General features: G+C 63.2%; 22 protein-coding genes. 14 read left to right on the top strand and 8 right to left on the bottom strand.

Features of this window, described 5'->3' with window-relative positions; translation table 11 throughout:
• The first annotated feature begins 67 nt into the window (after positions 1-67).
• Genes GR138_RS03660 through GR138_RS03650 form a run of 3 tightly spaced genes read left to right on the top strand, consistent with a single transcriptional unit; the run spans position 68 to position 2,570 of the window.
• Complete coding sequence (locus tag GR138_RS03660) at positions 68-685, top strand: DUF1285 domain-containing protein (RefSeq protein ID WP_160857233.1); 618 nt, start codon at positions 68-70, stop codon at positions 683-685.
• On the top strand, positions 682-1,314 hold the full coding sequence (locus tag GR138_RS03655; RefSeq protein ID WP_160857232.1) for a CoA pyrophosphatase: 633 nt from the start codon (positions 682-684) through the stop codon (positions 1,312-1,314). The genes GR138_RS03660 and GR138_RS03655 overlap by 4 nt, the downstream gene beginning before the upstream one ends.
• Positions 1,311-2,570, top strand: coding sequence for a CCA tRNA nucleotidyltransferase (locus tag GR138_RS03650; protein ID WP_160857231.1), 1,260 nt, complete (start codon positions 1,311-1,313; stop codon positions 2,568-2,570). The genes GR138_RS03655 and GR138_RS03650 overlap by 4 nt, the downstream gene beginning before the upstream one ends.
• A gap of 11 nt (positions 2,571-2,581) precedes the next feature.
• Here GR138_RS03650 and GR138_RS03645 read toward each other — a convergent pair whose 3' ends face one another.
• The 3 genes from GR138_RS03645 to hemF all read right to left on the bottom strand — a co-directional run bounded on the left by GR138_RS03645 (position 2,582) and on the right by hemF (position 4,182).
• Positions 2,582-2,773 (bottom strand): DUF1059 domain-containing protein, encoded by a 192-nt coding sequence (locus tag GR138_RS03645; protein WP_069058059.1) that lies wholly within the window; start codon positions 2,771-2,773, stop codon positions 2,582-2,584.
• Positions 2,774-2,929: 156 nt separating this feature from the next.
• A complete protein-coding gene (locus GR138_RS03640; RefSeq protein WP_160857230.1) occupies positions 2,930-3,181 on the bottom strand; it encodes a hypothetical protein in 252 nt (83 codons plus the stop codon).
• A gap of 89 nt (positions 3,182-3,270) precedes the next feature.
• Positions 3,271-4,182 (bottom strand): oxygen-dependent coproporphyrinogen oxidase, encoded by a 912-nt coding sequence (gene hemF, locus GR138_RS03635; protein ID WP_160857229.1) that lies wholly within the window; start codon positions 4,180-4,182, stop codon positions 3,271-3,273.
• A 173-nt stretch (positions 4,183-4,355) separates the two neighbouring features.
• Between hemF and GR138_RS03630 the strand changes: the two genes are divergently transcribed.
• Positions 4,356-4,613, top strand: coding sequence for a hypothetical protein (locus GR138_RS03630; protein WP_160857228.1), 258 nt, complete (start codon positions 4,356-4,358; stop codon positions 4,611-4,613).
• A 4-nt stretch (positions 4,614-4,617) separates the two neighbouring features.
• Here GR138_RS03630 and GR138_RS03625 read toward each other — a convergent pair whose 3' ends face one another.
• Positions 4,618-5,010 (bottom strand): tautomerase family protein, encoded by a 393-nt coding sequence (locus tag GR138_RS03625; RefSeq protein ID WP_160857227.1) that lies wholly within the window; start codon positions 5,008-5,010, stop codon positions 4,618-4,620.
• 94 nt (positions 5,011-5,104) lie between these two features.
• Between GR138_RS03625 and GR138_RS03620 the strand changes: the two genes are divergently transcribed.
• The gene (locus GR138_RS03620) at positions 5,105-5,977 is read left to right on the top strand and encodes a LysR substrate-binding domain-containing protein (protein ID WP_160857226.1); all 873 of its coding nucleotides are present in this window, start codon (positions 5,105-5,107) and stop codon (positions 5,975-5,977) included.
• A gap of 112 nt (positions 5,978-6,089) precedes the next feature.
• Positions 6,090-7,370, top strand: a complete 1,281-nt coding sequence (locus GR138_RS03615) for a hemolysin family protein (protein ID WP_160857225.1) — start codon at positions 6,090-6,092, stop codon at positions 7,368-7,370.
• An 8-nt stretch (positions 7,371-7,378) separates the two neighbouring features.
• On the opposite strand, the gene soxR is transcribed toward GR138_RS03615, so the two are convergent.
• Positions 7,379-7,840 carry a redox-sensitive transcriptional activator SoxR gene (gene soxR, locus GR138_RS03610; RefSeq protein WP_160857224.1) on the bottom strand — a complete coding sequence of 154 codons (462 nt, stop codon included), beginning with the start codon at positions 7,838-7,840 and terminating at the stop codon, positions 7,379-7,381.
• Between the two features lie 72 nt (positions 7,841-7,912).
• Here soxR and GR138_RS03605 point away from each other — a divergent pair, with 72 nt between their 5' ends.
• On the top strand, positions 7,913-8,485 hold the full coding sequence (locus tag GR138_RS03605) for an NADPH-dependent FMN reductase (RefSeq protein ID WP_160857223.1): 573 nt from the start codon (positions 7,913-7,915) through the stop codon (positions 8,483-8,485).
• On the top strand, positions 8,482-9,690 hold the full coding sequence (locus GR138_RS03600) for an MFS transporter (RefSeq protein ID WP_160857222.1): 1,209 nt from the start codon (positions 8,482-8,484) through the stop codon (positions 9,688-9,690). Before GR138_RS03605 ends, GR138_RS03600 begins: the two co-directional genes overlap by 4 nt.
• 1 nt (position 9,691) lies before the next feature.
• Here GR138_RS03600 and GR138_RS03595 read toward each other — a convergent pair whose 3' ends face one another.
• The gene (locus GR138_RS03595) at positions 9,692-10,153 is read right to left on the bottom strand and encodes a tRNA (cytidine(34)-2'-O)-methyltransferase (RefSeq protein ID WP_160857221.1); all 462 of its coding nucleotides are present in this window, start codon (positions 10,151-10,153) and stop codon (positions 9,692-9,694) included.
• Between the two features lie 350 nt (positions 10,154-10,503).
• Between GR138_RS03595 and GR138_RS03590 the strand changes: the two genes are divergently transcribed.
• The 6 genes from GR138_RS03590 to GR138_RS03565 all read left to right on the top strand — a co-directional run bounded on the left by GR138_RS03590 (position 10,504) and on the right by GR138_RS03565 (position 17,997).
• A complete protein-coding gene (locus GR138_RS03590) occupies positions 10,504-12,357 on the top strand; it encodes an ABC transporter ATP-binding protein (protein WP_160857220.1) in 1,854 nt (617 codons plus the stop codon).
• A 91-nt stretch (positions 12,358-12,448) separates the two neighbouring features.
• On the top strand, positions 12,449-14,317 hold the full coding sequence (locus GR138_RS03585) for an ABC transporter ATP-binding protein (protein WP_160857219.1): 1,869 nt from the start codon (positions 12,449-12,451) through the stop codon (positions 14,315-14,317).
• Between the two features lie 263 nt (positions 14,318-14,580).
• Positions 14,581-15,159 (top strand): ubiquinol-cytochrome c reductase iron-sulfur subunit, encoded by a 579-nt coding sequence (gene petA / locus GR138_RS03580; RefSeq protein WP_160857218.1) that lies wholly within the window; start codon positions 14,581-14,583, stop codon positions 15,157-15,159.
• Between the two features lie 14 nt (positions 15,160-15,173).
• On the top strand, positions 15,174-16,442 hold the full coding sequence (locus GR138_RS03575) for a cytochrome b (RefSeq protein ID WP_160857217.1): 1,269 nt from the start codon (positions 15,174-15,176) through the stop codon (positions 16,440-16,442).
• Between the two features lie 26 nt (positions 16,443-16,468).
• Positions 16,469-17,347: a cytochrome c1 gene (locus GR138_RS03570; protein ID WP_160857216.1), complete on the top strand. Its 879-nt coding sequence runs from the start codon at positions 16,469-16,471 to the stop codon at positions 17,345-17,347.
• Positions 17,348-17,454: 107 nt separating this feature from the next.
• Positions 17,455-17,997: an adenine phosphoribosyltransferase gene (locus GR138_RS03565; protein WP_160857215.1), complete on the top strand. Its 543-nt coding sequence runs from the start codon at positions 17,455-17,457 to the stop codon at positions 17,995-17,997.
• A 182-nt stretch (positions 17,998-18,179) separates the two neighbouring features.
• Here the strand turns inward: GR138_RS03565 and GR138_RS03560 are convergent, their stop codons facing one another.
• Positions 18,180-18,647, bottom strand: a complete 468-nt coding sequence (locus tag GR138_RS03560) for a MaoC family dehydratase (protein WP_160857214.1) — start codon at positions 18,645-18,647, stop codon at positions 18,180-18,182.
• Positions 18,634-19,110: a MaoC family dehydratase gene (locus GR138_RS03555; protein ID WP_160857213.1), complete on the bottom strand. Its 477-nt coding sequence runs from the start codon at positions 19,108-19,110 to the stop codon at positions 18,634-18,636. The genes GR138_RS03560 and GR138_RS03555 overlap by 14 nt, the downstream gene beginning before the upstream one ends.
• Between the last annotated feature and the right edge of the window lie 2 nt (positions 19,111-19,112).

Raw genomic sequence — 19,112 nt, 5'->3', positions numbered from 1 at the left:
TCTTGAAACAGGGGCCTTTTGAAAATCGGCGCCTCTCGCGGAGATAGGGTTCAACCGGGACGGAACAATGGCAACGGGCGAAATTCGCGAAAGCAGTGATGCGGCGGGGCTGGCCGCCTTGATCGCGCGGGCAGCCGCTGAAACCGGTGGCCGCGGCCTGCCGCCGGTCGAGCGCTGGAACCCGCCGTTCTGCGGCGATATCGACATGGAAATCCGCGCCGACGGCACCTGGTTCTACATGGGCACGCCGATCGGTCGCGCACCGCTGGTGCGTCTGTTTTCGACGGTGCTGCGCAAGGACGAGGATGGCAAGACCTATCTGGTCACGCCGGTCGAGCGCGTCGGCATCCGCGTCGTCGATGCGCCCTTCCTGGCGGTCGAGATGAATGCAAGCGGGGAGGGCGCGGCGCAGACGCTGACCTTCCGCACCAATGTCGGCGATGTGATCGAGGCCGGTCCGGAGCATCCGCTGCGTTTCATCATCGCGGGCGAAAACAACGAGCTGAAACCCTATCTGCTGGTGCGTGGCCGGCTGGAGGCACTGGTCTCGCGCGCTGTGATGTACGACCTCGTCGAACTCGGCGAAACGATTGAAATCGATGGCACAAAAATGTTTGCCGTGCGCTCTGGCGGCGTGGTCTTCCCGGTCATGCCGGCTGCCGAGCTGGATGCACTGTCCCGATGAGTTTTCCACCCTACAGTGCTGCGGAATTCCGTCGCCGGGCGATGGCACAGGCGTTGACGCTCGGCGACGAGACCTGGCGCGAGCATGGCGACAGCCTGCTCAACCCCTCGGTCATTCCCCATATCGAAGGCATGGCATTGCGCGACGCGGCCGTACTCATCCCGGTCGTCGATGATGGGGAGGAGGCGAGGGTGATCTTCACGCAGCGCACCGCGACCATGCGCAAACATTCCGGCCAGATCGCCTTTCCGGGCGGGGCGGTGGATGACGAGGACGAAGACGTGGAGGCCGCGGCGATGCGCGAGGCGGAGGAGGAGATCAGCCTCGACCGCCGCTTCGTCGAGCCGGTCGGCCGCCTGCCGCAGTACAAGGCGCTGTCCGGCTTCTCCATCACGCCGGTGCTGGCGGTGGTGCAGCCAGGTTTTGAGCTGATCCCGAACCCGGCGGAGGTGGAGACGGTTTTCGACGTCCCGCTGTCCTTCCTCATGGACCCGCGCAACCACGAGCGAGGCAGCGGCGTCTGGCTTGGCAGCGAGCGGCATTATTATCGCATGCCCTATGAGGGGCATAACATCTGGGGCATCACCGCCGGCATCGTGCGGGTGATCTATGAAAGGCTGTATGCATGACGTCTGTTTCGGGCGAGGCGTGGTTTTCCGATCCGGCGCTCGTGCGCGTGCTTTCGCTGTTGAACAGCGACGGCGGCGAGGCACGCGTGGCGGGTGGCGCCGTGCGCAACAGCCTGATGGGCCTGCCGGTCGCCGATGTGGACATCGCCACGACGCTCAGGCCCGAAACGGTTGTCGAGCGGGCGAAGGCCGCCGGCATCAAGGCCGTGCCGACCGGCATCGAGCACGGCACCGTGACGCTCGTCGTCGACAAGGTTCCCTTCGAGGTGACGACCTTGCGCCGGGACGTGGCAACGAATGGCCGCCATGCGGAGGTTGCCTTTGGCACCGACTGGCAGATGGATGCGGAGCGGCGGGATCTTACGATCAATGCGCTGTATGCGACGGCGGATGGTACCGTCGTCGATCTGGTGAACGGCCTGCCCGACATTGAAAGCCGCACGGTGCGTTTCATCGGCGATGCGGCGACGCGCATTGCGGAGGATCATTTGCGCATCCTTCGCTTCTTCCGCTTCTTCGCGCTCTACGGCAGTGGGCGGCCGGATGCGGAAGGGCTGAAGGCCTGCGCGCGGGCGAAGGGCAGCCTCGCAAAACTTTCGGCGGAGCGGGTCTGGTCCGAGACCAAGAAGCTGCTCGCGGCATCCGATCCGGGCCGGGCGCTCCTCTGGATGCGGCAGGCCGGCGTGCTGAGCGAAATCCTCCCGGAAAGCGAAAAGTGGGGCATCGATGCGATCCCCGCCTTGATCGAGGCGGAAAAGGCGTTCGGCTGGAATCCGGATGCCTTGCTGCGGCTTGCCGCCATCGTGCCGCCGGATCGCGAGCGGTTGAAAGTGCTGGTCGAGCGGTTGCGGCTGTCGAAGGCGGAAGCGGCAAACCTGGAGTATTGGGCCGCCGCGCCAGAGATTGCGCCGAAACTGGCCGAGACGGCGTTCGAGCGGCTCCTGTATCGCAACGGGCCGGTGGGCCTGACCATGCGGCTGAAACTTGCGCTTTCCTCGGCAAGAGCCAAGGGCCTTGGCGATGCAGACGCATTGGCCTTCGCCGGCCTGTGCCAGCGCCTGCTTGCCAAGGCGCAGAATTGGCAGAAGCCATCGTTTCCGCTGACCGGGGCGGATGTGCTGGCGGCCGGTGTGGCGCCCGGGCCGAAGGTCGGTGTCGTCTTGGGTGCGATCGAAGACGAATGGGTGGCCGGCAACTTCAATGAGGGCCGGGCAAAGCTGCTTGCCCGGCTGGAAGCCCTCGCCACAGAGGGCTGATCGGCAACCCGTCAGGCCGCGTCGGCGGCCTTTTCGTCGACGATGCGTTCCTTGATGTGATCGACGGTGCTTTCCCGGATCATCGTTTCGCCGTGCGCGGTGCGCATGTGCTCGACGGCGCGGCGCACCACTTCGGCGTCGTCATTGGCCCGCGTATGCCAGTCGCATCCGGGGACGAGTGAACCGCATTCAAAAAGTCTCATGACCTATCTCCTGTCGTTTCAACGGGACCAGTGTAGCAGATGAGGCCCGCTCGACCAAATCGGCGAGCGAAGCCAAAGCGCTGTCGTCCAAAACGAAACGGACGATCTGCGGTTCCCTCGCAGGCGCGGATTATTTGCAGGGGCCGGGCACCTGTTTCAGGCCGCTTCATCGCCCTTTGCCCACGCATCGAAGCAGGCGGACGACTGAAACTGCTCCGGTTTCGTGTGATGGTCGACGAGGTGATGGACCGTGCCGCCGGCAAGCCGCCGCCGGGCTTCCTCGACGAAATAGGCATGCGGCAAGTCCATGCCGCTTTCGGCACGCATGGTTTCTGCGAAACGGTCGAGAAAATCGGCGGATTGCGGATCAAGGCCCGCGGTCGCCACATCCTGTGTTGCGAAAGTCATGACTACCTCCTCCGTGGAATCATGCAAGCGCAGTCTACCACGTTGGAGCCGAGTCGATAATCACAAGGTGGGGAGCGGTCGCCCTGATATCAGGGCCAGCGTACCACCGGGGGCAGCGAGGAGAGGATGGAATCGACATTTCCACCCGTCTTCAGGCCGAAGATCGTACCGCGATCGTAGAGCAGGTTGAATTCGACATAGCGGCCGCGGCGCACGAGCTGTTCGTCGCGATCCTCTTCCGTCCAGCCCTTGTTGAAGTTCGAGCGCACGATGCGCGGATAGACCATGGCGAAGGCGCGGCCGACATCCTGCGTGAAGGCGAAGTCGGCATCCCAGCCGCCAAGCTCTTCCGGCGAATGCAGCCAGTCGTAGAAGATGCCGCCGGTGCCGCGCGGCTCGTTGCGGTGCTTCAGGAAGAAATATTCGTCGCACCAGTCCTTGTACTTAGCGTGATCGGCAACCGGATGGCGGTTGCAGGTGATTTCCATCGCCTTGTGGAAGAGCGCGGTATCCGGGTCGTCCATCACGCGCCGGCGGTCGAGCACCGGCGTCAGATCCGCGCCGCCGCCGAACCAGCGGCTGGTGGTGACGACCATGCGCGTATTCATGTGTACGGCCGGCACGTTGGGGTTCACCGGATGGGCGATCAGCGAGATGCCGGACGCCCAGAAGCGCGGGTCTTCGTCGGCGCCTGGGATCTGGCTGCGGAATTCCGGCGAGAATTCGCCATGGACGGTGGAGGTGTGCACGCCGACCTTCTCGAAGACGCGGCCATCCATCACCGACATGCGGCCGCCGCCGCCTTCGCCATTGTCGCGCTGCCAGTCCTTGGCGACGAAGCGACCGGGCTGCTGGTCGGAAAGCGGGCCTTCCAGCTCGTCCTCAAGTGCCTCGAAGCTCGCGCAGATCGCGGTGCGAAGCTGCTCGAACCAGGCGCGGGCGGCGTCCTTCTTGGCTTCGATGTCGTCGGGCAGGCCTTTCGGCAGGTCTGGTCGTTCCATGGTGTTTCCCGTTGGCGGCTCCGCGCCGCCGAATCGCATTTTCGTCACACTTCCCAACTTTGCACCGTTTGGCAACCGCAGGGGCTCGATCGGCTGGGGAAGGCGGGACTCGCAAAACGGTCGGCGCCCGCTTATCTTTACGCCATTGAATGTGCTGCCAGGAGGAAATCTGCATGGCGCGTGTTCCCGGGCTACCCCCTCTCGAAGGGCTCCGGCGCCAGATCGAACGCCATCGCCGCGAAAAACCCGCCGGCAACGGCCACTTCGTTCGCGAAACCTTCTGCCTCGAGCGGCAGGCGGCGCGGGACAAGGCGCGCGAATGGTTCGACCTCTGGCCCAAGGCCGCCTACTGGACCGAAGTGGAGAGCTGGCGCACGATGGAGGGCGATCGCATCGAATTCACCATGCGCCGGTTGCCGAGCGCCGACTGACGGCTCACGCCGCCATGGCGATGCGGCGGCTTTCCTGCGTGCGTCCGCCGTAACCCCAGCTCTCCATCGCGATGTCGCGAATGACCACGTAGGTCACGGGATCGAGATGCGCGCCCAGCGTCTCTTGCAGAAGCGCATAGGCGGCGGCGATGAAACGTTCCTTTTCGTCCGCGGTGTTGGTGCCTTCGCTGATGAGGATTTCGAAATGGCCGGCCACGGTCTGCCGGCGCGCGCCGATGGTCCAGTTGGCAATCGGGCTTCCCTCAACGAGGACGGCGGTTGCTTCGGTGCGTTTGCCGAGCAGGGTGACGGCAAGGCGCGTCGCCTCGTCCTGAAGGTGCAGGCGTTCGCCGTCGGTGAGGTTTTTCCCCGCGATGCGGATATGAAGGAAGGGCATGGTCGTCTCCTGTCTGTGTTGACGGGATGAGCCTATTGCGCGAATATCATTTTTAAAATTGAGAAGTGTTGCCGTAATGGTTTTGGAAAACTGAATGGTTTCTCCGCGCAACTTCGACATGGACGTGCTGCGCACCTTCGTTACCGGGGTGCGGTTCGGCAGCTTCGCCAAGGCGGCGGAAGCGCTGGGGCGCACGCCGCCGGCCGTCAGCCTGCAACTGAAAAAGCTCGCGGATGTCAGCGGCCAGACGCTGTTCATCAAGCAGGGCAGGGGGTTGGCGCTCACCGATGCCGGCGAAGCGCTCTATGATTATGCCGTGCGCATCCTCGAACTGAACGACGAGGCGATGATGATGCTCGGTTCCAGCCGCGCGCTCGATGGCTGGCTTCGGATCGGTATCCCGCAGGATTTTGCCGAGACCTCGCTGCCGCCGGTGCTTGGCCGGTTCTCCCGGGCGCATCCGAAGCTCAGGGTGGAAGCGCGGGTGGATCGCGGCGCCAAGCTGGTGGCGGCGGTCGAGCGCGGCGATCTCGACATGGCTGTCACCTGGGGCGGTCAGCGTAGCGCGCATTGTCAGCACATCGCCACGCATCCGATCGTCTGGATCGCTGCCGCCGATTACGAGGTGCCGTCCGAGGATCCGGTGCCGCTCATCGCCTTCGATCCGCCTTGTTCGTTCCGTGCGGCGGCGGTCGAGGCGCTGTCATCCACAGGGCGCGACTGGCGGCAGGTTTTCGCCAGTCCCGGTCTTGCCGGTCTGTGGGCGGCCGTGACGGCAGGGCTCGGCGTGACGATCCGCACCACGGCCGGCATGCCCCCGCATCTGCGTTCGCTCGACCCCGAACGGGCCGGATTGCCGGCGCTTGGCAGCGTCGACCTGATGCTGCACACGGCGGAAGCGGTGCCGGCGGCCCCGGTGTCGCGGCTGCGCGATATTCTGCTCGAAATGCTTGTGACGCCATCCTGATGCGACCATGATTGGCAAGCTCGATTGACGCCGGCCCGCCGCGCCCCTATCTTGCGGCCATCGTCATCAACAGAAAGGCGCCGTTGCGGTTCTAAAGCACGGCTCACAGTCCTTGTTCGAACTCGCGATTGCCGTCTTCCTTATCCTCCTCAACGGAGTGTTTGCCCTTTCCGAACTTTCCATCGTTTCAGCGCGTAAAGCCCGGCTCAAGACCATGGCGGCCCAGGGCTCGCGTGGTGCCGCCTCGGCGCTGAGGCTTGCGGAAAATCCCGGAAAATTCCTCTCCACCGTCCAGATCGGCATCACGCTCATCGGCGTTCTCGCCGGTGCGTTCTCAGGCGCCGCACTCGGCAGCCGCCTGCGTGATATCCTGTTTGCCGAGGGCGTGCCCGACTGGCTGGCCGATCCGCTCGGCTACGGTATCGTCATCTTTCTCATTACCTATCTGTCGGTCGTGGTTGGCGAGCTTGTGCCGAAGCAGATCGCGCTGAAAAATCCGGAGCGTTTTGCCACGCTCGTGGCGCCGGCCATGTCGTTGCTCTCCAAGATCGGCGCCCCGGCCGTCTGGATCCTCGACGCATCGACGCGGCTGATCTTCCGCCTGCTTGGTCAGCACCAGGTTTCAGAAAGCGTCGTCACCGACGAAGAGATCAAGACGATCGTTGCCGAAGCCGAAGCCGCCGGTGTAATCGAGGGTGGCGAAAAGCTGATGATCGCCGGCGTCATGCGCTTCAGCGACCGCGCTGCACGCGGCCTCATGACGCCGCGCAACGATGTCGACTGGATCGACCTTGGCGATACGGTCGAGGAAATTCACCAATATCTCGTCGAGAGCCAGCATTCCCGCCTGCCGGTGGCGGATGGCGGCCCGGAAACCATCGTCGGCATCGTCCAGAAGCGCGAGCTGCTGTCGGCCCTCCTGTCAGGCCAGCCGCTGGATATCCGCTCCTTCGTGCGCCCGGCGCCGATCGTGCCGGATTCGATGGATGCGATGCGCGTGCTGGAGAAGCTGCGCAATTCCGAAGTGCCGATGATGCTGGTCCACGACGAATACGGCCACTTCGAGGGCGTCATCACCCCGGCCGACGTGCTGGAAGCGATTGCCGGCGTCTTCCGCGCCGATATCGACGAGGGCGACGACGACCATGCCGTTCAGCGCGAGGATGGCTCCTGGCTGATCGCCGGCTCCATGCCGATCGACGAGATGGCCGATCGCCTCGGCCTTTCCCTTCCCGCCCGCCGCAACTACCAGACCGCCGCGGGCCTGGTCATCGAATCGCTCCAGAGGCTGCCGAAGACCGGCGAGGTCACGGAAACCCAGGGCTGGCGCTTCGAGGTCGTCGACATGGACGGCCGCCGCGTCGACAAATTGCTCGCGACGCGTCTGGATTAACGACAGGATCAGGGCTCGAGCAGTCTCGGGCCCGGTCCTTCCTCGCCAAGCGTATCCCAGGGATTGCGCAACGGACATTCCTGCATCGACAGGCAACCGCAGCCGATGCAGCCGTCGAGCTGGTTGCGCAGCTTGGTGAGCCGGGCGATTCGCTCGTCGAGCTGGCCGCGCCAGGTTTCCGAGAGATTGCGCCAGTCCTGTATCGTCAGGGGACGATCGTGCGGCAACACCGAGAGCGCGTCTGCGATTTCAGACAGCGGTATGCCGGTGCGTTGCGCCACCTTGATCACCGCCACCCGGCGCAGGATGCTGCGCGGATAACGCCGCTGGTTGCCGCGGTTGCGCTGGCTGTGGATCAGCCCTTTCGTCTCATAAAAATGCAAGGTGGAAACCGCCACGCCGCTGCGCTCGGCGACCTCGCCGACGGTGAGTTCGCGGGGCATCGTGCCGTTTGGGCATTTTTCCGTCATGGCTGTTGACCTCAACTTTGGTTGAGGTTTTATATCAGTCGCTCCCTGCTTTTCCAATACGGAGCAAACTGCATGACTGACAGACTGACCATCGCCCTCATCTATGGCAGCGGCCGCGAAGGGCGTTTTGCCGATACGATCGCGGGATGGCTGGAGCCGGAGCTTGCCGGATTTGGTCAGTACACCATCATCCGCATCGATCCGGCCGAACTCACCTTCACGCCCGGCGGCCTGGACGAAGCCTCGGCCACGCTCGTCGAAAGCCGGATCTCGCAGGCGGACGCCTTCCTGATCGTGGCGCCCGAATACAACCACGCCTATCCGGCCGCGCTGAAGGCGATCATCGATTCGTGCTTTCGGCCCTGGCACGCCAAACCCATCGCCTTCATCTCCTATGGCGGCGTTTCCGGTGGTTTGCGTGCCGTCGAACAGCTTCGGCTGGTGTTTGCCGAGCTGCATGCCGTGGCTATTCGCGAGACAGTCAGCCTTGCGCACGCCTGGACCCATTTTGATCCAGTCGGTAATCCCTTCCGCCCCGGCCAGCTCAATGCACAGCTTGCCATTCTCCTGAAGCGCCTTACCTGGTGGGCGGACGCGCTGAAGGCGGCGCGCACGACAACACGTTACGACGAGGCCGCGGCATGAAACCGGAATACTATGCGGGGGCGGAAGTCGCCCGCTCTCCGCAGGAGCTCCGGCGCAATGCGACGATGCTCTTCATCAGCACGCTCACCATCATGTCCGGAGCGACGATTTCCGCGTCGCTGCCGGGCATCGCCGTGCGGTTTGCCGATGTCGAGAACGTTGCGCTGCTCAGCCGGCTGGTGCTGACGCTGCCGGCACTGTTCATCGCGTTGTTTTCGCCGGTGGCCGGTTTTCTTGTCGATCGCTTCGGCCGCAAGCCCTTGCTCGTCACCTCGCTTGCGCTGTTTGCCGTGGCTGGGGCCTCCGGTCTTTTCCTCGATACGCTGCCCGGCCTGCTGATCGGCCGCGCGGTGCTCGGCCTTGCGGTCGGCGGCATCATGACGGCGACGACGGCGCTGGTCGGCGATTTCTTCCAGGGGCCGGCGCGGGATCGGTACATGGGCCTTCAACAGGCCTTCGTGGGGATCGGTGGCACGGCCTTCCTGACGGGCGGCGGTTTCCTGGCGGAAATCCACTGGCGGGGGCCGTTCCTCATTTACATGGTGGCAATCCTGCTCGTGCCGGCAGCGCTTCTGTTCGTGCCGGAACCGCGGCGTGCTCGCCCGACCGGGGTGGCGCAGGGGGAGAGCCGGCTCGGCGGTCGCGCGGTGGCGCTGCTTGCCGCGTTGTTCTTCGCGGCCGCGATCAACATGATCGCCTTCTACATGATCCCCACGCAGCTGCCCTTCTATCTCGAATCGCTCGGCTTTGCCGCACCGAGCCTTGCGGGGGTGGCGATCGGCGTGGGTCAGTTCGTCGGGGTGTTGAGTTCGCTCGTCTTCGCGCCCGTTCGCCGCATGCTTGGCACGATGGGCGTCTTCAGCCTCGGATTCGTTTCGATCGGCCTGTCGTTCCTGCTGCTCTCCAGCGCCACAGGCTATGCCGGCGTGCTGGTGGCGCTTGCCGTTTCGGGCATCTGCATGGGCACGATCATGCCGAATTTTGCCGCCGCCGCCATGCTGCTGGCGCCGCCAAACCTGCGCGGCCGCATCTCGGGTCTGCTTGTGTCGAGCATCTTCGCCGGGCAATTCCTGTCGCCGGTCGTTTCGCAGCCGCTTATCACGGCGTCCGGATTTGATGGAGCCTATGCGATCGTCGGTGCGATCGTGCTGGTGCTCGGCATTGTGGCCGCCGGCGTTCGGATCGCCCGACCGGGCGATGGCTAGGTCAGGCGAAACCTGTCTGGCGCAACGCTTCGCCGCAGATCATCGCGGCGGAGAGTGCAACGTTGATCGAGCGCTGACCCTCGACCATGGGAATCAGCACCCGGCCATCCGCCGTGTCGTGCACACGGTCCGGCACGCCGGCGCTTTCGCGGCCAAACAGCAGGATATCGTTCGGCCGATAGGCGAAGTCCGTGTAACGCTCGGCGGCCTTGGTGGAGGCGAGCACGAGGCGCCGGCCGCTTGCCGACCGCCATTCCTCGAAGCGTTCCCAGTTCACATGTCGGGTGAGTTTGACGGTCGCGAGATAGTCCAGGCCGGCGCGCTTTAGGCTGCGGTCGGATATGTCGAAGCCCGCCGGTTCGATGATATCGACCGCAAGACCGAGGCAGGCGGCGAAACGCAGGATCGTGCCGGTATTGCCGGCAATGTCGGGCTGATAAAGGGCGATGTGCAGGTCGGACATGCTGTTTCGCCTAACCGGGATGTGGCGCGATGGCAACAGAATTGGCCCGAGAGACGAAATTGCGACAAAGCATCTGGCAAATTGCGTCGTTTCGAGCTAACCAAGGCGCATCTACAACGCGAGAAAAGGGAGGTTTCTGATGCAATTATCGAATCGGCTGCGCCTCCCGGCTGGAATCACGCCTCTTCTCGCTTAGGCACCTCGCCGCCCAAAATCCCATCGCATTCTTACTTTAAATCGCCGTGTGACGTTTTTTCTCGCCGCGCGGCAATCCTACCGGAATTCCGTTCCTGACAGCGCCCGTTTTGCGCCGTCCGTCCCGGTTCCGTCTTTTCATTACGGAGAAAGCCATGCTCGGCTGGTTCGAAAGACGTTTGAATCCCTATCCCCCGGAGGCGCCTTCGCTGCCGCCGAAGGGCCTTTTTGCCTTCCTGTGGCACTATACGCGTCCGGCAGCGCCGTGGCTTGCCGTGCTCGGCTTCTGCTCCATGGTGCTTGGCATCGCGGAAGTGCTGCTGTTCCAGTTCCTCGGTAACATCATCGACTGGCTGTCGAACAGCGATCCGAACACGTTCCTCGCCAAGGAAAGCGGTACGCTGATCTGGATGGCGGCGCTCTTGCTCGTCGTCATTCCCGTTGTCGGCGCGCTGCACACGATGACCATGCACCAGGCGCTTGCGGGCAATTTCCCGATGATCGCCCGCTGGCAGATGCACCGTTATCTCATCCGCCAGAGCATGACCTTCTTCTCCAACGAGTTCGCCGGTCGTGTCTCGACGAAGGTCATGCAGACGGCGCTTGCCGTGCGCGAAACGGTGATGAAGATCATCGACGTGTTCATCTATGTGGTGAGCTATTTCGTCTCGATGATCGCGATCATCGCCTCGGCGGACCTGCGTCTCGTCGTGCCGCTCATCGTGTGGTTCGTCATCTATGTCTGCATCCTGCGCTACTTCGTGCCGAAGCTCATGGTGATTTCGCGGGAGCAGGCGGATGCGCGCTCGATGATGACGGGCCGGATCGTCGACAGCTACACCAACATCGCGACGGTAAAGCTGTTTTCGCATGCCGGGCGGGAAGAGACCTATGCCCGGGACGGCATGGACGAGTTCCTGCAGACCGTGCACAACCAGATGCGCAAGATCTCGCTGTTCAACATCGCGATCGACATCAACAATGTCCTGACAATGTTCGCCACGGCGGCGCTCGGCATCTATTTCTGGATGACCGGCGACGTGTCGGTCGGTGCCGTGGCGGTGGCCGTCGGCCTTGCCATGCGCATCAACGGCATGTCGCAGTGGGTGATGTGGGAAGTGACCGCGCTGTTCGAAAACATTGGCACGGTCTATGACGGCATGGGCATGATGACCAAGCCGCACGACATCAAGGATGCGTCGCAGGCGCCGGATTTGTCGGCGGAAAAGGGCGCGATCAACTTCGATCACGTCCGCTTCCACTACGGCAAGAACAAGGGCGTGATCGAGGATCTGTCGCTGTCTATCGGGGCGGGCGAAAAGGTCGGTCTCGTCGGTCGTTCCGGCGCCGGCAAGACGACGCTGATGAACGTGCTGCTGCGGTTCTACGATCTCGAATCCGGCAAGATCACGATCGACGGCAAGGACATCGCGACGGTGACGCAGGACAGCCTGCGCTCGCAGATCGGCGTGGTGACGCAGGATACCTCGCTCCTGCACCGCTCGATCCGCGACAACATCGCCTACGGTAACCCGGACGCGACGGATGCCGAGGTCATCGAGGCGGCGAAGCGGGCGAATGCCTGGGACTTCATCGAGACCCTCGTCGACCAGCAGGGTCGTACCGGGCTCGATGCCCAGGTCGGTGAACGCGGCGTGAAACTGTCCGGCGGCCAGCGCCAGCGTATCGCGATCGCCCGCGTCTTCCTGAAGGACGCGCCGATCCTGGTGCTGGACGAGGCGACCTCGGCGCTCGATTCGGAAGTCGAGGCGGCGATCCAGGAGAACCTCTTCGCCCTGATGCAGGGCAAGACGGTTATCGCGATTGCCCACCGCCTGTCGACGCTGACGGAGATGGACCGCATCGTCGTGCTCGACAAGGGCCACCTGCACGAGACCGGCACCCACGCCGAGCTCGTCGCCAGGGGCGGCATCTACGCCGACCTCTGGACCCGCCAGTCCGGTGGCTTCATCGCCGACGACGCCGAGGCGGAAGCCGCGGCGGAATGAACGAAAAGGCCGGTCTTCGGAATCGAAGGCCGGCCTTCTACATTTCCAATCTTTAATTTGTCCCCCGTTCAAAACAGCCTATATCGGTGGCATGACCCTGCGCCCGCTCTTCTCCTGGTTCGAGAACTGGATTCAGCCCTTCGCGCGGCGGGATGATCTGCGGCCGCCGCAGGGGCTGCTGGCTTTCATCTGGTTCTATGTCGGTCAGGCCAAGGCGCCGTTTGCGGCGATGCTGGTGCTGGGCGGCATCACGGCGGGCATCGAGGCGGCGACCTTCTGGTTCGTCGGGAGGCTGGTCGATATCCTGGCGACGGTGAAGCCTGGTGATGGGTGGAGCGGACTGATTGCCGCCCATGGGCCTGAACTTCTGCTGATGCTGGGCCTGATCGGCCTTGTGCGGTTCATCGTCACCTTTTTTACCGCGCTTGTCGATCAGCAGGTCATCACGCCCGGCTTCTACAATCTGGTGCGCTGGCAATCCTATGTGCATGTCGCGCGCCAGTCGCTGTCGTTCTTCCAGAACGATTTTTCTGGCCGCATCGTCACAAAAGTCTGGTCGGCGGGGCAGGCGACCGGCGACGTCATTACCTCCTTCATGGAAAGCATCTGGTTCGTGACGATCTACACGGCCTCGACGCTGGTGTTGCTCGGCGGGCTCGACTGGCGTCTGGCGGCGGTGCTCGGCGTCTGGCTCCTGATTTTTTCCGTGCTCGCACGCTATTTCGTGCCGCGCATCCGCGAGCATTCGCGCCAGACTGCGGAAGCCGCATCGATGCTCAGCGGCCGTATGGTCGACGCCTATTCCAACATCCAGACGCTCAAACTGTTCGGGCGGGACGACGCCAACGACCGCTACATGCGCGACGGCTTCGATATCTTCCAGACGACCACGCTCAACTTCACACGCTTCCTGACGGGCGTACGCGCCTCCATGGCGTTCGTGTCGGGTCTGATGATCGTGGCCATGGCGGTGTTGTCGATCCATCTCTGGCTCAGCGGCATCGCCAGCTCCGGCGCCGTCGCCTTCACCATGGCGCTGGTGTTGCGTCTGAATTTCCTGCTCAACCGGCTGATGACGCAGCTGAACAGTATCATGCGCAACATCGGCACGATCCAGAACTCCGCCGACCTCATCTCCCAGCCGATCGGCCTCGTCGACAAGCCGGGTGCAACGGACATGAAGGTCGTGCGCCCGGAAATCCGCTTCGAAAACATGCGCTTCCACTACGGCCGCGCGTCCGGCGTCATAGACAACCTGTCACTGTCGATCCGGCCGGGCGAGAAGGTCGGTATCGTCGGGCGGTCCGGTGCAGGCAAGTCGACGCTCGTCAATCTGCTTTTGCGTTTCTACGACCTTGAAGGCGGCCGCATCCTCGTCGGCGGCGAGGACATTGCCGGTGTGACGCAGGAGAGCCTGCGCGGCAATATCGGCATGGTCAGCCAGGACACGGCGCTGCTGCACCGTTCGATCCGCGACAACATCCTCTTCGGCAATCCGGATGCAACGGAAGCCGAAATGATCGAAGCGGCCAAGAAGGCCGAGGCGCACGATTTCATTCTTGCGCTCGAAGATCAGCGCGGCCGGCGGGGCTACGACGCCCATGTCGGCGAGCGCGGCGTAAAACTGTCCGGCGGCCAGCGCCAGCGCATCGCTATTGCCCGCGTCATGCTGAAGGATGCGCCGATCCTGGTGCTCGACGAGGCGACCTCGGCGCTCGACAGCGAAGTCGAAGCGGCGATCCAGTCAAACCTCGAGCGGTTGATGCGCGGCAAGACCGTGCTCGCCATCGCCCACCGTCTCTCCACCATCGCGGCGCTCGACCGTCTGATCGTCATGGATCGCGGCGATATCGTGGAGGAGGGGACCCATGCGGAGCTCGTCGCCAGAGGCGGGCTCTATGCGGATCTGTGGTCGCGCCAGTCGGGCGGTTTCCTCGGCCACGAGGAAGCGGCGCAATAAGGCCGCAAATCGTCGTTTCGCGACTGGGTTTTCAGCGGGGAAGCGCTGGATGTTCAAGGTGATGCCTGCACCTTGTCAAGATGCCTCGTTTTTCCCGCGACAATGTGCCCACCTCCCCTTGCCAAGGCTAGACATAATTTGCGATCAAGCATAGAACGCGCCGGATTGACGGGGAATCTATGGCCGTATTGTGTCCGGACTTGACCGGTTTCCAAGGGGCGTGGCGGGTTTCCGCAGACATTGCGTGAGAGGATGGTTTAGCCGTGAGCGAACACGAGACATCAAGCGAATCCCTGGGCGAGCCCACTCGCCGCGATTTCCTTTACCTGACCACCGGGATGGCGGGTGTGGTGGGCGGCGTGGCGGTCGCCTGGCCGTTCATCGACCAGATGCGCCCGGATGCATCGACGCTGGCGCTCGGCGCCATCGATGTCGACGTCTCCAGCGTGACGCCCGGCATGTCCCTGACCGTCAAGTGGCGCGGCAAGCCGGTGTTCATCCGCAACCGTACCGACAAGGAAGTTGAAGAGGCCAAGGCCGTCCAGCTTGCTGATCTCAAGGACTCGGTTGCCCGCAACGCCAACATCGCGGCCGACGCCCAGGCGACGGACCTCGACCGATCGGCGGGCGAAGGCAAGGAAAACTGGATCATCATGGTGGGCGTCTGTACCCACCTCGGCTGTATTCCGCTCGGCCAGGCCGGCGATTTCGGCGGGTGGTTCTGTCCCTGTCATGGTTCTCACTACGATACCGCTGGTCGTATTCGTAAGGGCCCCGCCCCTGAGAACCTCGCTGTGCCGACCTTTTCGTTCGTATCCGATACAGTCATCAAGATCGGTTGAGGGGACACCTGATAATGAGTGCTGAACATTCAACCTACCAGCCGACGACTGGCATCGAAAAATGGGTCGACTCGCGCCTGCCTCTGCCGCGCATGGTCCATGACAGCTTCGTTTCCTACCCGGTTCCGCGCAACCTGAACTACGCCTACACCTTCGGCGCCATGCTGTCGGTCATGCTGATCGTGCAGATCCTGACCGGCGTCGTTCTGGCCATGCACTACATCGCCGGCGTCAACGAGGCTTTCGGTTCGGTCGAGAAGATCATGCGCGACGTGAACCACGGCTGGCTGCTGCGCTACATGCACGCCAACGGCGCGTCGTTCTTCTTCATCGCGGTCTACCTGCATATCGCCCGCGGCCTCTACTACGGTTCCTACAAGGCGCCGCGCGAAATCCTCTGGATCCTCGGCGTCGTCATCTATCTGCTGATGATGGCAACCGGCTTCATGGGCTACGTTCTGCCCTGGGGTCAGATGTCCTTCTGGGGTGCGACCGTTATCACCGGCTTCTTCTCGGCCTTCCCGTGGGTCGGCGAATGGATCCAGCAGTTCCTGCTCGGCGGCTTTGCCGTTGATCAGCCGACGCTGAACCGCTTCTTCGCGCTGCACTACCTGCTGCCCTTCATGATCGCCGGCGTTGTTGTCCTGCACATCTGGGCGCTGCACGTCGTCGGCCAGACCAACCCGACTGGCGTCGAGGTGAAGTCCAAGACCGACACGGTTGCCTTCACGCCCTATGCGACGCTCAAGGATGCGCTCGGCGTATCGGTGTTCCTGATCGCATTTGCCTGGTTCGTCTTCTACATGCCGAACTATCTCGGCCACCCGGACAACTACATTCCGGCTGACCCGCTGAAGACCCCGGCCCACATCGTTCCGGAATGGTACTACCTGCCGTTCTACGCGATGCTGCGCGCCATCACCTTCAACGTCGGCCCGGTCGACTCGAAGCTCGGCGGCGTTCTCGTGATGTTCGGTGCGATCATCGTGCTGTTCTTCCTGCCCTGGCTCGATACGTCGAAGGTTCGCTCCGCCGTCTATCGCCCCTGGTACAAGCTGTTCTTCTGGATCTTCGTGGCCAATGCCATCCTGCTCGGCTGGCTCGGCGCGATGCCGGCAGAAGGTATCTACGTCATCCTCTCGCAGCTCGGCACTCTGTACTACTTTGGCTTCTTCCTCGTCATCATGCCGGTCCTCGGCCTGATCGAGACCCCGAAGCGCATTCCGAATTCGATCACGGAAGCGGTTCTGGAAAAGAAAAACGCCAAGCTGGCCAAAGCCTGAGAGCGAGCGAGAAAGGAACCATGACAATGAAAAAGCTTGTTTCAGGCATTCTGGCGCTCGCACTCGTCGCCGGTCTCGGCGTTTCCTTCGCCACGGCTGAAGAGGCAGCGCCTGCTGCCGGCGCCGAGGCGGAACACGCCACGCCGCATTACCCGATCCATAAGCCGAAGGAACAGGACTGGTCCTTTTCGGGCCCGTTCGGCAAGTATGACAAGGGCCAGCTCCAGCGCGGCCTGAAGGTCTACACCGAAGTCTGTTCGGCCTGTCATTCGATGAACCTCGTGGCCTTCCGCACGCTGGAAGGTCTTGGATACTCGGAAGCGCAGGTCAAGGCTTTCGCGGCGAACTACGAAGTGCAGGACGGCCCGAACAGCGACGGTGAGATGTTCACCCGCAAGGCCGTTGCATCCGACCACTTCCCATCGCCCTATGCGAACCATGAAGCGGCTGCCGCCTCGAACAATGGCGCGGCACCGCCGGACTTCTCGCTGATCGCCAAGGCGCGCGGCATCACCCGCGGCTTCCCGCAGTTCGTCTTCGACATCTTCACGCAGTACCAGGAAGGCGGGCCGGACTATATCTACTCGCTGCTGACGGGCTACGATGAAGAGAAGCCGGCGCATCTCGAAGTCGCTGAAGGCACGCACTTCAACCCGTACTTCGCCGGTGCTGCAGCGCTGGCCATGGCAAAGCCGATCTCCGACGACCAGGTCACCTATGATGATGGTTCGCCGCAGACGGTCGACCAGTACGCCCACGACGTCGCTGCCTTCCTGATGTGGGCCGCCGAGCCGCACCTTGAGGAACGCAAGCGTACCGGCTTCATGGTCATGGTCTTCCTGCTGATCTTCACCGGTCTGATCTACCTGACGAAGAAGTCGGTCTACGCGAACAAGGAACACTGAGCGGTTTCACCGTTCGGTCAAAAGGCGGCCTCCGGGCCGCCTTTTTTGTTGAGGGCCAGCGCCTCACCTGCAATAACCGGAGGAGATCCTCCGCAGTCGGGAACATCATGTCCACACTCGAAAACGAACTCGTCGCCGCGATCCGCAACATTCCGGACTATCCGAAACCGGGCGTCATGTTCCGCGACATCACCACGCTGCTCGGCAATCCGCGTGCCTTCCGTCGCGCCGTCGACGAACTGGTGCATCCCTATGCGGGCATCGGCATCGCCAAGGTCGCCGGCATCGAGGCGCGTGGCTTCATCCTCGGCGGCGCCATGGCGCACCAGCTGTCGACCGGCTTCGTGCCGATCCGCAAGAAGGGCAAGCTGCCGCACGAGACCGTGCGTATTGCCTACAGCCTGGAATATGGCGTGGACGAGATGGAGATGCACAAGGATGCCATCAAGCCGGGCGAGAAGGTGATCCTCATCGATGACCTGATCGCCACCGGCGGCACGGCGGAGGCGGCGGTCAAGCTGCTGCGCCAGATCGGTGCCGACATCGTCGCGGCCTGCTTCGTCATCGACCTGCCGGAGCTGGGAGGGCGCAAGAAGCTCGAGGCGCTCGGCGTGGAAGTCCGCACGCTGGTGGCCTTCGACGGGCATTGAGCGAGTGGCTCACCCCCCTCTGTCCTGCCGGACATCTCCCGCACAAGGAGGGAGATCGGCTAGACGCGAGATCCTTGCATACATCGCGGCGCTGAAGAATGGCGAAACGCCTCTCCATCCTATCTCCCCCCTTGTGCGGGAGATGTCCGGCAGGACAGAGGGGGGTAACTCCCGCCTCCGCCCTAGACAAACTCCAGCACGGTGCTCTCGAACCGGATGACCGGCTCGCCGTTCTGGTTCCTGCCGGCGCAGAGGATCGAATTGACGAGGCGGCCGGGTCTTGAGGCGAGCTCGCGCGAGGCCAGCAGCGTCACCGAATAGGTGATCGTGTCGTCGGCGAAAACCGGCTTCAGCCAGCTCAGTTTCGTGAAGCCCGGGGAGGGGCCGAGGTTCGGCGGGACGATGCCGTCTTTGGCGAGCCGCTTGCTTTCGCGGATCCAGAACGGCACGAAGCATTTCATCCACCCGGCCGCGGAATGCCAGCCGGAGGCGCAGAGGCCGCCGAAGAGGGCGTTCTTGGCCAGTTCCGCATCGAGGTGGAAGGGCTGCGGATCAAAGTCCTTGGCGAAACGGACGATGTCCTCTGCCGTAAAGGTAAGGCTGCCGATCTCGACCGTCTCGTTGAAGGGATAAAGCTCAGCCATCCGCATGGTCGGCTCCCTTCTCGGCAAGGCGCATCATGTTGATATATTCGGAGACCGCGACGAGTTCGCCGCGCTGGTTCGTCACCTCCGCGCGCATGCGCACGATACCGATCTCGGGCCGCGAGCGCGAAGCGCGGGCATCCAGCACCACGCAATGGCCGCCGAGCGTGTCGCCCGCGAGCACCGGGCGCTTCCATTCCATCAGGTCGACGCCGGGCGAGCCTTCCGAGGTGGAGCCGCTTATATAGGCCTCATAGAGCATGCGCATCATGACGGCGCTGGTGTGCCAGCCGGAGGCGGCGAGACCGCCCAGAATGCTGGCACGGCCGGCCGCCTCGTCAAGATGCATCGGCTGCGGATCGAACTCGCTTGCGAAGGCGACGATCTCTTCCACCGTCAGCGTCCGCTCCGCAAAATCGAAGCGGCGGCCGGGCGTAAAATCCTCGAATGTCTTCAGCGCGTCCGTCATGG

Origin of the sequence: Shinella kummerowiae (assembly GCF_009827055.1) — a bacterium.
Lineage (GTDB): Bacteria > Pseudomonadota > Alphaproteobacteria > Rhizobiales > Rhizobiaceae > Shinella > Shinella kummerowiae.
Note: the sequence above shows the minus strand (reverse complement) of the source record. Positions and strands in the feature narration are given on the sequence as shown.